Consider the following 13,361-nt stretch of genomic DNA (forward strand, 5'->3'; position numbering starts at 1 on the left):
GAAGCCCCACGCGGCCTTTCAGCATGAGATAAAGAAAACAATAGGAAATTTTATATGCTTTCGTATATCCTCTGGTTATATGGTCCAGAAAGTATCTACCGGGGCGCCGTAAAAGCCCTGACTATGAAGGCGGAATATCGATAGGCTTCGTTTACTGAACCTGGATTTCTGCCTTTTTGCAGCTTGTTTGTTGCGCTAGGTGGAAATTCGGTTTTTTTGTATAAGGAGGGCATACCGGATTCGATATTGTTTGCCTGAAAACGAGCGAGCCCCTGATCGAAACGTGCGAAAGCCTGATCAAAACATGCAGGAGCAAGCCGAAAACGAACGAGCCCCCGATTGGAACGGGCGAGAACATGACCTGCAACTAAATCCGGCATCAATATGAAAGACAGCCATATTACATTAGTTTAACGTGAACCTGTACTGGATATTAGGTATAACCCGCAATAGCACCCGCATAAAAAGGTAGGAGTGGAAACATGGATAACAACGAAATGATTTTAGTATTAGATTTTGGCAGTCAATACAATCAGCTGATCACGAGGCGTATTCGAGAGTTTGGCGTGTACAGTGAACTCCATTCGCATAAATTGACAGCGGATGAAATTAAACAAATGAATCCAGCAGGCATTATTTTATCCGGTGGCCCGCACAGTGTATATGATGAAAATAGTTTCCGCTGTGATGAGAAAATTTTCGAGCTGGATATCCCCGTCTTGGGTATTTGCTATGGCATGCAATTAATGACATTACATTTCGGTGGAAAGGTAGAAAAGGCAAAGGACCGGGAATATGGCAAAGCACTTATTGACTTAAGCCGTGAACCCTTGCTGTTCCAAGATACCCCTGCTAAGCAGACAGTCTGGATGAGCCATGGAGATAAGGTGATAGAAGTACCAGAAAACTTCCAAACGGATGCGACTAGTCCATCCACGCCAATTGCAGCGATGAGTAACCCGGATAACCAATTATATGGAGTGCAATTCCACCCGGAAGTTCGCCATACGGAATATGGCAATCACGTATTGAAGCAGTTTGTCTTTGCGGTCTGCAAGTGTACTGGAGACTGGACTATTGAAAACTTTATCGAGTTGGAAACAGCGAAAATCAAGGAACAGGTTGGCGATCGCAAGGTTCTTTGCGCTTTAAGTGGCGGGGTTGATTCGTCAGTAGTAGCGGCCCTGATTCATCAAGCAATCGGTGATCAGCTCACATGTATTTTTGTCGATCATGGACTACTCCGCAAGAATGAAGCGGACGATGTTATGAAAACACTGGGTGAAGGATTCCACATGAATATTATCAAAATTGATGCCCAAAAACGCTTTTTGAGCAAATTAGCAGGAGTCAGCGATCCGGAGAAAAAACGAAAGATCATTGGCAATGAATTTATTTATGTTTTTGACGATGAAGCAGCTAAATTAACCGATATTGATTTTCTCGCTCAAGGAACGCTATATACGGACGTCATTGAAAGCGGGACAGAGACAGCACAAACGATCAAGTCGCACCATAATGTTGGCGGTCTTCCGGAAGATATGCAATTTGAATTAATTGAGCCGTTGAACACATTGTTTAAGGATGAAGTTCGTGAACTCGGCCTGCAGCTCGGCATACCTGAACATATTGTTTGGCGCCAACCTTTCCCAGGCCCAGGGTTAGCTATTCGTGTGCTGGGAGCGGTAGACGAAGACAAACTTGCCATCGTCCGTGAATCCGATGCGATTCTGCGTGACGAAATAGCCAAAGCAGGATTAGAACGTGACATCTGGCAATACTTTACCGTGCTGCCGGATATTCGCAGTGTTGGCGTCATGGGTGATGCCCGGACGTATGATTACACGATTGGCATTCGTGCGGTAACGTCAATTGATGGCATGACGTCTGATTGGGCGCGAATTCCGTGGGATGTTTTAGAAAGAATATCTACAAGGATGGTTAATGAAGTAGTTCATATAAACCGTGTGGTGTATGATGTGACGAGTAAGCCGCCTGCTACGATTGAGTGGGAATAATAACAGGAGCCCTAAACACCTTGATAACACAGGGTTTTTAGGGCCTTTTTATTCTTCGTGGCACAGCTGTGGCGAACCTTGATATTGAATAGATTCAACAATACATCCTTAACACTAGCCGCATCTATTTTTCTTGGAATTTATTCATAAGGGTGGTTTCCTGGATAGTTTCATATCTTCTGTCCGATAGGGTCAGCTTTATGAAACACTAAACTAAACCTTAAATAGCAAGGAAGCTTTTTTTATCCATTTCAATCCCCTCCCAGGAAAATAAGTATAATTATAAAAATAATCATTAGTATCGGTGCTATTACAAAAAAGAACCATAAAAATCCCGCAACACCTTTCATTATTTCACCCCATTTCGTATAAAATTTGAATTAATACCTATGCATTAAAAAGCACATGAATTTGTTGCTTTGGAACATTTTAAAGCAGCGGGGGGATGTTCTCTTATAATGCCTCTTGGATAACCCGCTTATAATAAAGCACAGATAAAACAGCAAAAATCGAGTACAGAACAGTATAAATGGTCATGACAATGATAGTCGGGGTCACCATTTCCGTACCAAATAGAAACCAGCCGGATTTGACCGCGAAATAACTGTGCAACAGACCGAGTACTAATGGGATGCCGAAATTGAAGAGTTGTTTATACCAAATGCTGCGTATTAAATCCCCCTGGGTAAAGCCAAGTTTCCGTAAAATCGTGTAGGTGGGCCTCTCCTCTTCACTTTCATCCATCTGTTTAAAGTACAGAATGCACCCAGATGTAATCAGGAAGGTTAATCCGAGAAAACCAACGATAAACATGTTGAGTCCGTTAGATTGTTTCAGCTGTTCCTCAGCCGCTAACTGCGAACCATAAATGGGATTATCTTTTTCATCAAAGTTCATTTCTTTAAAAACGCTATCGGCTTCTTGTAACTGCTCCTTATCTGTAATATCTATGCCGATATAGGTACTCCCAAATTCACTCTGGATATCCGAATCTAGGTTTTTGTCTAATTGCTGATAGACACTATCGTCAACCACCGCAATCGCCGGACCGCCAAACAAGAAAGCCCTTGGCAGAATGGATCGCTCTTGTACTTCCGAAAAGTGAACATCAAAGGTATCCTCCGTGTTAGAAAAAGAAATTTTTCCCTCGTCGTTAAACGAAAATACCTGTAGTGACGTGCCAGCTCCGGTAAGGACCGTTTCATCGGATGAAACGTTAATATTTTTCGTTGATTGATCACTGATAACAGTCATTTCACTATCCGTTGGGTCAATAAAGGAACTATTCGAAACAGGCTTTAATGCCTTTGTTAAGTTAGCATCTACAGTAATTAAATCAACCTCGTTGGACTTGTAGCTAATATGTTTTTGATCCAGTTTTTTCGTGAAATGATCTGCGTCTTCCTGATTGGGAATAGAAAAGTCATTTGGCACAGCTGCTTGAACTAATTTGTCTGTGGAATAATAGGAAATATACGTTAGTGATAACAATCCTATCGCAAGTGCGGAAACGGTGGTAATCACGGTTAGGAGCATGGCGTTAGACTTCATGCGAAACATGATCGATGATAAGGACAGTACATCACTAATCGATAAATACCCTGCTTTACTTTTACGAATAAGCTGTAGGATAAAGCTAACCGATCCCTTGAAGAACAGGTACGTTCCAATAATAACCGAACCTAGGATACCAATCATCAAGAAAAATAAGAGGCCAGATGTGACGTTATCACTACCAAATAATATGGTGGATAAATAATAGCCTAGACCAATCAGTCCAATACCAAAGATTCCGATCAGCACCTGAATCATCGATAGTCTTTTTCTAGTGCTCTCTGTTTTGGACCTTGCCTGAAACAGAGAAAGAACGCTTTGCCTTTTTATAAACAAATAGTTCATTAGCATAATAAACAAGTAAGTAATGAAAAACACAAGCAGCGTCTGAAATAGCGCTATCGCGGAAAAGTCGAGTGTAGCAACCTGATTGATACCGGTAATCTTAAATAACATCATTTTAATGAATTTTGACACAGCAAATCCGCAAAAAACCCCGATAATGACAGATCCAATATATAATGTGAGGTTTTCCAGGCTCAAAATGCGAAAGATATTTCCCTTAGTCATACCGATTAGCTGGAATAAGCCAATTTCTTTACTTCTGCGTTTGATGAATAAGGTGTTTGCGTATAATAGGAACACAGCAACAATCACGATTAATAAAACGGATCCGGCATAAAGACCTGCTGCTCCTTTTACCGTACTGGTTTTTTCATCAAGAGCGGGATCATACTGCAACGTAACAAACGAAAAGTACAACGCCACACTAAAAACGAGTGCGAACACATATAAATAATAGTTTCGGATATTTTTCTTTAAACTTTGCCAAATTAATCGATTAATGCTCATCGTGTACCCCACCTAGAACACCTTGTATTTTCATGATGTCTTTCAAAAAGGCCTTCCTTGTTCCAACACCTTTATAGGCCTGTGTATAAATGCTTCCATCTTTGATAAAAGTCACCCGTTCCGAGTAGCTCGCTGCGACAGGATCGTGGGTAACCATCACAATAGTGGCTTCACGGGTTTCGTTTAAATTGTTTAATTTATTTAATAAGTCTGATGCCGATTTGGAATCCAGCGCTCCTGTCGGTTCATCAGCAAAAATGATACTCGGTTTATGGATAAATGCACGAGCTGCTGAAGTGCGCTGTTTTTGCCCTCCTGAAAGTTCGTTTGGATATTTATCACGAATATCATAAATTCCCAATTCCTTTGCCACTTGCTCGAATGTTTGGTTTGCTTCTTTTTTCGATACACTATTAATCGACAGTGGAAGGAGTATATTCTCTTTCACTGTCAGTGTATCCAGCAGATTATATTCCTGAAAGATAAACCTTAAATGATGTTTGCGAAAGTTGGCCAGCTGTTTATCCTTCATGGTCGTTAGCTCCTTCCCTTGAATGATAATAGTTCCCTGACTCACCCGACCAATGGAAGAAAGGACGTTCAAGAGTGTCGTTTTCCCTGATCCGGATGCCCCCATGATACTGATAAACTCTCCTTTTCCCACGTTGATATCGATCCCTTTTAAGACCTCTTGCTTATTAAATTTATTTCCATAGCTTTTATAAATTTTGGTTGCTTGTAACATCATCACTGATTCACTCCTTCTATCTTCCTAACCCTATGATAAAGGATGACCATTATCTTTTCCCTCGATTTAGCTAACAATTAAAACCGGCATGTGACATTCTTGTCACATGCCGGTAATGGCCACAAAATCATTTTTGTTAGGGAATATTCGGGTAAAGGTGGTGCCTTCACCTGCTCTGGATTGGACGTCGGTCTTGATGTGTAACGGCTTTGCTGCGGGAATTTGCAATCAATCGATTTTGGTTTTTAACAAAAAGAGAATAATATCAATGTTTATCTTATCAATGTTTATCTTTTTCAACGGCGTCTTTCATGTGACCTGTCTCGATTTGGACAATTTTTGTGACTTGGTGCATAAAATCAAAAATAGACTTCAATTCTTCATCACTGTATCGATCACATAATTGAGCTATTGATTTTGCCAGTGGTATATAAAGGTCCTTAATTTTTGATTGTTCTTCTTTATTTGCGCAAATGAAAACTTTTCTCCGATCATTTGGATCACGCTGTCGTGTAACATATCCAGCATCTACTAACCGGTCAATTAACGTGGTAACTGTTCCAGTTGTTAAACCTGATTCTTTTGCTAATTCGCTGGGATTAATGGGACCAGTTTCATTGATAATGTCGGCACATTTTAAATCTGTATGGAAGACTCCTAAGGAATGGGCAATATTTTGCTGGAATAAAGTCATTCTAGTACTGAACTTTCTTAGTAATTTTATAAGCGTCTCTGCTTGCTCATCGAAAAGAATATCAGACAACGATCTTCGCTCCTTAATAGTTTATCCGTGACTTTAAATCATTATATCATAATAAATATGATATTAATTCGGTGAACTAATTATTTGACTATCAAGGTAAATGAGTTTATAGTGGGTTAGGTAAAAAAATAGAGGTGTTTCTCTATTAATTACTGATCTTTTTATCTTGTTTAGATATTTTATGTGGATATTCTTTTTGTGCACTCGCACTTTTCAACCGTTATTATTTCATTAGAAAAATGAAGACGATTAAAGCAGAAAATCATGCTGAACAGGTTGCTTTAAATAGGAAGAAGCATTGAATAAATAATAGCTATCTACAAGATAAGATGCCTCTAGGCTCTTATCTTGTTTAATTAATGAAGAAACGTACTAAGGTGCTATCTGAAGTAAAACGATAGGAGCGCAGTTTTAATAGGACGCTATAGAAGGAGTATTTAGGCTTATAAGGCACTCTTGGAAGAACTCGTTTTTCTGAAATAACATAAGGGAGTTGGTGTATAATGGAAAACACGCAAACATTTGATTGGAAAAAATCAATACCGCTTTTTGCGGTGTTATTATCTGGTGCTTTTGTCACCATTTTGAATCAGACACTTCTTGGAACTGCACTGCCACCTATCATGCGAGATCTTAATTTGAGCGAGAGTACGGCGCAGTGGCTGCAGTCCGTTTTTATGCTGGTAAATGGCATTATGATCCCAGTTACGGCTTTTTTAATCGACAAATTTACCACGCGTAAGCTGTTTTTGACTGCAATGGGGTTGTTCTCCATCGGGACCTTTGTTGCAGCAGTTTCACCAGATTTTACATTTTTAATGGTCGGACGGGTCTTACAAGCTTCAGGAGCTGGTATTATGATGCCGCTCATGCAGACCATTTTATTTCTTACCTTCCCCGTAAACAGAAGGGGGACGGCGATGGGGTTGTTTGGACTTGTTATCGCGTTCGCACCGGCAATCGGTCCGAGCCTTTCAGGTTGGCTAGTTGATCAATTCCCATGGCGTAGTGTGTTTTATGTTATACTGCCAATTGCTGTTTTAGACATTATAGCGGCTTACTTTTTACTGAAAAACGTGACAGAATTGAAGAAACCAAGGCTGGATGTTTTATCCGTTATTCTTTCGACGATTGGATTCGGTTCACTTTTATATGGTTTCAGTGTCGCTGGAGACGCGGGATGGCTTAGTCTTCAGGTTATACTAACCATTATTATTGGTATTCTATCACTCTACTGGTTCATAACAAGACAACTGAAGTTGAAAGAGCCGCTTCTCGAATTCAGGGTGTTCAAACATGCTACATTCACATTAGCAACTGCACTTGGAATGGTAGTCTTCGCCGCCATGATTGGCACGAATGTTATTTTGCCATTATACATGCAGAACATGATTGGATTCTCGGCACTCGAATCTGGACTTGTATTGTTACCCGGCGCAATTATTATGGGGTTTTCAAACCCGATTACCGGTTATCTTTTTGATAAGTTTGGAGGGAAATGGCTTGCTCGAGGCGGTCTTTTACTATTAACATTGACGACTTTTGCATTTACCAATTTATCCGCGGATACAAGCTTCGCCTATCTGGCAAGTATGAACGGTGTTCGAATGGTTTCGATTGCTATGGTTATGATGCCAATGACAACGCTGGCGCTGAACCAGTTGCCTAATGAGCTGATTCCGCATGGGACGGCTATGAATAACACCTTCCGCCAAGTAGCCGGGTCGGTCGGTACAGCGGTTCTTGTTACCATCATGACTACCTCAGCTATCCCGGGTGAGCAAGTAAGTGGTATTATTCATGGTGTAAATGTTTCCTTTATTGTAGCAGCATTTACCGCTTTCCTTGGGTTCATTCTTTCCTTTAAACTAAAAGAAAAGGTGAAACCAGGAGATCGTGCAACGGAAAGGTAATAAAAAAATTCCGCGTACACATAGTAACCCAAATAATAGATATACGTTATCTTAAAGTGCCAGGCACCGAAACAATTCACAACTGTTTGGGTGCCTGGCACTGTTTTTGAAAGAAGCAAACTTGATATAATAACCATGCTGAGGGGAAGTAGGTTCCTGCCTCCCACTTGTTCCGGAATTTTAGATGAATTATCAGGTGTTTTAGAATTGACAATTTCCATTTCTTGTTTAATCGGGGAAAGCGTCAAAAAAATGCTTGAATGCCCTCAGTGTGTGTCACAACAATTCATGTTCCACTTGTGAAGTATAAATTACTAAACTACACGATAGATTCTGTAACATTACTCTACACATAATTTAATAGAACTCGAGAAACGATATTTAATTAAAATTGTAAAGAGAGAGATGATTTTTAGTGGGATTTTCGTTTATTATGTTTTCATTAATTGGTATTATTATTGGTATTTTATCGAGTATGTTTGGTTTCGGTGGTGGATTTGTAGTAGTTCCTATCTTATTTTCATTTTTACCAGATTCTATTCCTGGCGAATACTTAATGCATACTGCTATCGGTACATCATTAGCAGTTATGATCATAAGTTCATTCAATTCAACTTATAATCATGCCAAAAAAGGCAATGTGACATGGCCAGTCTTTAAAATGTTAGTAGGATATATTGCAATCGGTTCATTAATAGGCGGAGTGCTTGCAGTCTAAATTGAAAGTGATTTCCTTCGGTTTGCATTTATTGGATTATTAATTTACGTTTTGATTACGAACTTATTTAAAAAATCATTCACAAGAGAAATTGATGACCAAACATTTAGTCTGCCCAAACATAGATCAGCGTCTTTTATCGGAATAGGGATTGGATTTGTCTCAACTTTATTAGGTACTGGTGGAAGTACAATGACAATTCCTTATCTGAGAAATAGAGGTATGCGTATGATACGTGCTGTAGCTCTAGCTACTCCACTAGGACTACCAATTGCTATTGTAGGAGCTTTTACTTATTTAATTACAGGAATGCAGATAGGTGAGATGCCTTCGTCAGCGCTAGGGTTTATATACTTACCTGCATTTAATGGGTTTACAATCGGGGGATTTATTGGTGTACCTATTGGAAGGTCTTGGGCTCAAAAATTATCTGACAAACTTTTTTCAAAAATCTACTTAATGCTTTTGTTTATTGTGGTCATTATGATGTTTATAAGCTAATTGTTTATAATTCATCACTAGCGTTGCATAAAAAATAATTATGAAGTCAACCATTAAATTTTTGACATCGATTATATTGATTTAATTTTCAGATAAAAATTATGTTTTGTTTAAGAAAAAAAGATAATAGGGCATGAAAGGTAGTCCTTCATCCGATTTCTGAATTTTATATTACATTTAAATAATTGGATCGAACGTTAGATCATCTAAATGCCGTGTGATGGGAGAAGAGACATCGACTGGTAATTCCTCGATGACATCTACAAGTTCCCTGCCAAAATAAAGTTTGGCAGTTTTTTTTGAATATACAGATTGGTGTGAAACCAGTGTTTGTATGTTAAAATGACATTTAAAGATTCTAATACTATTTATTACACAAACTGGCCAGATAGTTCATCAAGGGAAGAGATTATTTGTTAGTAAATCGGAGTTAATCCTGAATTGCTATGGAGATGATGAAAATGGCAGGTAAGATTAGAATGTCAGGGTCCAGTAGTGCCCCATGCAAAGCTAATTGATGGAAGGGCGATACTATGTATGGGGAGACTTTATAAAAATCGCCTTGGTTAGCTTTTCCGATTACATTGGCTTTGCACCTTATTTTGTTATTAAAGAATAGGGAGCTGGCAGAAATGTCGTATGTAAAAGCAACTGTTATTTTTAAGACGTTGCTATTGAATAAGTCTGGTTCTGGAAGCCCGACTGTTGTCTTTTTGCCAGCTGCTGGCTGATTCTGTCTCCTATGGAGAACATCGAATACTTGAAATTGCCGGTCGTGCTAGTATTCACATTGATTGTCCAGTCGAAGTAATCAAAGCAATTCTTGATCTGCTAGAAAGGAACAAAGCATCATATGGAGAAATGAGAGATACAGAATTTCAAGGATAACGGTCAAGACTTCATTAATAAAAAAAGGCCTAAATAAAGAGGAAATCGAGGGATGAGATGGATCGCCAATCATTAATTAAAAAGTTTGATAAGCAGGCAGAAAAATACGATAAACGACGAAAAAATGATCCGTTATATAGGTTTCGCCAACGAATTTTTCAAGAAGCAAAGGGAAACGTTTTGGAAGTAGCTATTGGTTCTGGTCTTAATTTTCCTTTCTATCGCAACGATATTGAATTGACAGGTGTGGATTTTAGTCGCGAAATGTTGAGAACCGCAGAGCATGCGGCAAAAAATTATCCTTTTCAAACGACATTTTTACAAAAAGATATGGAGACGGTTGTATTTGGCGATGACAGCTTTGATACTATCCTATCTTCTACTAGCTTTTGCGCCTATCAGGAACCAGTCGATGTCCTAAATAAGTTTCAAAAGTGGTGTAAGCCAGAAGGGAAAATACTGATGCTGGAGCATGGCTTTAGTACAAATAAACTTCTGGCAGGGATGCAAAAAATGGTCGATCCATTGGCATTAAGGGTTGTCGGGTGCCATCTGAACAGAGATATTTCTGCAATGGTAGAAAAGTCTAATGTGAAGCTTATTAGGAAGGAGCGTTACATGGCAGGTTCTTTATATTTGATATGGGCTGAACCATAATAACGAATCATGTTTAATGAAAATAAGTGTCCGACAAAATAAAGCAGAGATTAATCTACGTTCTGCAGGATATCATTTTGACGGGTTTCAAACGATATGTGAAAATCAACTTCTAGAATCCAAATATATTTTATGTAGAATCTTCAGCTTTTTATACATTAAACCTTGTATGTTATCCCTTTCCTTCCCGTCTCCACTTCATTCTCTGTGCTATAATGTAAGTGAAAGGAGATGGTGAATATGCTGACCATCAATCATGTAACAAAGCATTATGATAAAACGGAGGCATTAAAAGATGTTTCCATTACCATCCCTGAGGGAACTTGCTATGGGCTGGTCGGTCCAAATGGTGCAGGGAAATCCACATTAATTAAAATGATTACATCCATTGTTCGCAATTATGAAGGAAAAATTGAATGGAATGAAAAACGAATCACCGACAAATCAAAACAGAAATTAGGCTATGTTCCACAGGATATCATTTTAGAGGAAGACATTTCGGCATCCAGCAATTTACAGTTGTTTGGCAGATTATACAATTTAAAAGGAAGGAGGCTAAAACAACGGATAAAAGAGGTGCTGGCACTCATTGGTCTTAGTGAAAGGGGCAAGGATAAAGTATCCACTTTTTCAGGAGGAATGAAACGCAGACTGAATATTGGATGTGCATTGATGCACAACCCAGAGCTGATTATCATGGATGAACCGACTGTCGGCATCGATCCTCAGTCACGGCAATATATTTTTCAAATGATTGAAGAATTAAAAACAACTGGAAAGACCGTGATCTATGCAAGTCACTATATGGAAGAGGTTGAAAAACTTTGTGATTATGTTGTATTTCTTGATCGAGGAAAACTGATCGAAATTGGGGAGATAGGTGAATTGCTCCAACAATATGCAGTTCCTTCCATTTATATCAAAGCAGACCGTATTTCCCAAGAACAGCTGGAACCATACGGTACGGTTTCTCAAGAAAAGGATGCATTTGTAATCTATACAGAAGAACCGTTGTCAGCAATGGAAAATATTATTTCCTATAGCAGAGAGAATAATATGGACGTAGAACGGCTGGAGCTGGTTCGTCTTCGGTTAGAAGATGTATTTTTCAGATTAACCGGTAGTAACTTGAGAGATTAAATAGGGAGGTAATAGAATGAATGCGATGCTGATCGTTGAATTAAAGAAACATGCACAGGATAAAGGACTTGCTTTTTGGATGCTGATTCTGCCTATTCTATTTACCGTTTTATTTATTTCTATATTTACAGCAGGTGTCGACGATGCAACAAGGCAGGAAGTTATTCAGTCTATTGTTCCGGGATATGTTGTGATGTTTGTGTTTTTTATTATGATTTCGATGGTACAGGTGTTTATTAAAGACAGGGATAGAGGGATGACAGCTAGACTTGCAAGCACACCGCTTAAAAGCTATTCCTATTTACTTGGCAAGTGGCTTCCGTTCATGTTTATTGTTATTTTTCAGATTATTATGTTATTTTTATTTGGAAAAGTTGTTTATGATGTTTCATTAGGTGAGCCAATTATATTATTGATTTTGTCCTTATTCATTACGTTTACAGTGACAGCTATTGGACTCGCGATGTCACTGACAGTAAATACCGAGAATATGGGAATTGCGATTACCCAGATCATTGCTCTAGGTGGAGCGATGTTAAGCGGGTTATGGGTTCCATTTGAAATGATGCCGGGCTTTATGCAAACCATTGGTCGTTTTCTGCCTCAGTATTGGGCACACCAGTCTTTTCAGGATGCCATGGCAGGGACCACGCAAGTTTTGGAGCTCCTCCAAACGTTAGGAATATTATTTGCTATTGGGTTAGCTGCATTTATTATTGCCATCGTCCGTTACCCATATTTTCTGAAACGAGCGGTCCATTAGCTGGAGACATGGATATGGAGTGCATTTGGGGTGGTATATTTACGTTTATTGCCCGCACCATTATGAAAATGAATGCATGTGAAGTGACGGTTTCGGAAATATGGATGTATATGGGAGCTGGCATCGTGGAAATCAACGTGCTTTTACACTTACCATTGTTGGAATTCACAATGAATCGTTGAGTTGTTAAATTGACTTATTGATAGCTTTTGCGCTCGAACAAGTTTGAGGTACAAAAAAGGAAGTACCTTCCTAAAGAAATAAAAGGGGTGAACCCAACTGTTACGGATTATGGGTCCGATTTTTCTGTTGATGCTAGTTAACCCCAAAGCGTATAGACTGCCTTTTTTCCAGAATGATGGAGGAAAAAGGCAGTTTATTTTTTTGGAAAAAATGGATTGACACTACTGTTAATACTGTATATACTATACATATACAGTATTAACAGAGGAAGCAAAGCAGGTGATGCAGTGAATATCATTATATCTAATACGGTGGATCAGCCGATCTATGTGCAAATAAAGAATCAGATGAAGGAGCAGATTCTTCATGGCCGGTTGCAGGAAAAGGAAAATTTGCCGTCGATACGTAAGCTGGCAAAAGATCTGCAGGTCAGCGTGATTACCACCAAGAAGGCGTATGAGGAACTGGAGAAAGAGGGATTCATTGAAACGTTTCCGGGCAAGGGGTCGTTTGTGGCCGCGCAAAATCCTGAATTGCTGCGGGAAAAACAGCTTAAGCTGATTGAGGATCAAATGGCAAACATGCTGGAAGACAGCAAAGCATTCAATATTCCGCTCGATCAGCTGATTGAGATGATGACGTTGTTATATGAGGAGTGAACTA

11 protein-coding genes, 1 pseudogene and 1 riboswitch are annotated in these 13,361 nt (G+C 39.2%); of the genes and pseudogenes, 9 read left to right on the forward strand and 3 right to left on the reverse strand.

Translation table 11 applies throughout. From position 1 onward, the window contains the following. Positions 1–40 precede the first annotated feature (40 nt). A riboswitch (purine riboswitch) is annotated at positions 41–144 on the forward strand. Positions 145–482: 338 nt separating this feature from the next. Next, entirely contained in the window at positions 483–2,018 is a 1,536-nt protein-coding gene (gene guaA / locus WMZ97_RS15575) for a glutamine-hydrolyzing GMP synthase (RefSeq protein ID WP_343273013.1), read from the forward strand. A gap of 453 nt (positions 2,019–2,471) precedes the next feature. Here the strand turns inward: guaA and WMZ97_RS15580 are convergent, their stop codons facing one another. The 3 genes from WMZ97_RS15580 to WMZ97_RS15590 all read right to left on the reverse strand — a co-directional run bounded on the left by WMZ97_RS15580 (position 2,472) and on the right by WMZ97_RS15590 (position 5,935). Further along, on the reverse strand, positions 2,472–4,424 hold the full coding sequence (locus tag WMZ97_RS15580; protein WP_343273014.1) for an FtsX-like permease family protein: 1,953 nt from the start codon (positions 4,422–4,424) through the stop codon (positions 2,472–2,474). Beyond that, complete coding sequence (locus WMZ97_RS15585; RefSeq protein ID WP_405027698.1) at positions 4,414–5,172, reverse strand: ABC transporter ATP-binding protein; 759 nt, start codon at positions 5,170–5,172, stop codon at positions 4,414–4,416. The genes WMZ97_RS15580 and WMZ97_RS15585 overlap by 11 nt, the downstream gene beginning before the upstream one ends. Before the next feature lie 280 nt (positions 5,173–5,452). Continuing rightward, complete coding sequence (locus tag WMZ97_RS15590; protein ID WP_343273016.1) at positions 5,453–5,935, reverse strand: MarR family transcriptional regulator; 483 nt, start codon at positions 5,933–5,935, stop codon at positions 5,453–5,455. A gap of 503 nt (positions 5,936–6,438) precedes the next feature. Here WMZ97_RS15590 and WMZ97_RS15595 point away from each other — a divergent pair. The 8 genes and pseudogenes from WMZ97_RS15595 (at position 6,439) to WMZ97_RS15630 (ending at position 13,357) form a co-directional block, all read left to right on the forward strand. Further along, positions 6,439–7,848 (forward strand): MDR family MFS transporter, encoded by a 1,410-nt coding sequence (locus tag WMZ97_RS15595; RefSeq protein ID WP_343273017.1) that lies wholly within the window; start codon positions 6,439–6,441, stop codon positions 7,846–7,848. 433 nt (positions 7,849–8,281) lie between these two features. After that, positions 8,282–9,067: pseudogene (locus WMZ97_RS15600) on the forward strand (sulfite exporter TauE/SafE family protein). A gap of 705 nt (positions 9,068–9,772) precedes the next feature. After that, positions 9,773–9,955, forward strand: coding sequence for a hypothetical protein (locus tag WMZ97_RS15605; protein ID WP_343273018.1), 183 nt, complete (start codon positions 9,773–9,775; stop codon positions 9,953–9,955). 57 nt (positions 9,956–10,012) lie between these two features. Continuing rightward, positions 10,013–10,612: a class I SAM-dependent methyltransferase gene (locus WMZ97_RS15610; protein WP_343273019.1), complete on the forward strand. Its 600-nt coding sequence runs from the start codon at positions 10,013–10,015 to the stop codon at positions 10,610–10,612. Between the two features lie 240 nt (positions 10,613–10,852). After that, positions 10,853–11,752, forward strand: coding sequence for an ABC transporter ATP-binding protein (locus WMZ97_RS15615; RefSeq protein WP_343273020.1), 900 nt, complete (start codon positions 10,853–10,855; stop codon positions 11,750–11,752). Between the two features lie 16 nt (positions 11,753–11,768). Continuing rightward, complete coding sequence (locus WMZ97_RS15620) at positions 11,769–12,515, forward strand: ABC transporter permease (RefSeq protein ID WP_343273021.1); 747 nt, start codon at positions 11,769–11,771, stop codon at positions 12,513–12,515. A 14-nt stretch (positions 12,516–12,529) separates the two neighbouring features. Further along, complete coding sequence (locus WMZ97_RS15625; RefSeq protein WP_343273022.1) at positions 12,530–12,697, forward strand: hypothetical protein; 168 nt, start codon at positions 12,530–12,532, stop codon at positions 12,695–12,697. A gap of 288 nt (positions 12,698–12,985) precedes the next feature. Beyond that, positions 12,986–13,357, forward strand: coding sequence for a GntR family transcriptional regulator (locus WMZ97_RS15630; protein ID WP_343273023.1), 372 nt, complete (start codon positions 12,986–12,988; stop codon positions 13,355–13,357). The last annotated feature ends 4 nt before the right edge of the window (positions 13,358–13,361 follow it).

The organism is Lentibacillus songyuanensis, assembly GCF_039548255.1.
Lineage (GTDB): Bacteria > Bacillota > Bacilli > Bacillales > Amphibacillaceae > Lentibacillus_C > Lentibacillus_C songyuanensis.

Bases quoted from the DNA above. Each gene is read 5' to 3' on its own strand.
- guaA (WP_343273013.1), top strand. From the start codon at position 483: ATGGATAACAACGAAATGATTTTAGTATTAGATTTTGGCAGTCAATAC.
- WMZ97_RS15580 (WP_343273014.1), bottom strand. From the start codon at position 4,424: ATGAGCATTAATCGATTAATTTGGCAAAGTTTAAAGAAAAATATCCGA.
- WMZ97_RS15585 (WP_405027698.1), bottom strand. From the start codon at position 5,172: ATGATGTTACAAGCAACCAAAATTTATAAAAGCTATGGAAATAAATTT.
- WMZ97_RS15595 (WP_343273017.1), top strand. From the start codon at position 6,439: ATGGAAAACACGCAAACATTTGATTGGAAAAAATCAATACCGCTTTTT.
- WMZ97_RS15610 (WP_343273019.1), top strand. From the start codon at position 10,013: ATGGATCGCCAATCATTAATTAAAAAGTTTGATAAGCAGGCAGAAAAA.
- WMZ97_RS15615 (WP_343273020.1), top strand. From the start codon at position 10,853: ATGCTGACCATCAATCATGTAACAAAGCATTATGATAAAACGGAGGCA.
- WMZ97_RS15620 (WP_343273021.1), top strand. From the start codon at position 11,769: ATGAATGCGATGCTGATCGTTGAATTAAAGAAACATGCACAGGATAAA.
- WMZ97_RS15625 (WP_343273022.1), top strand. From the start codon at position 12,530: ATGGAGTGCATTTGGGGTGGTATATTTACGTTTATTGCCCGCACCATT.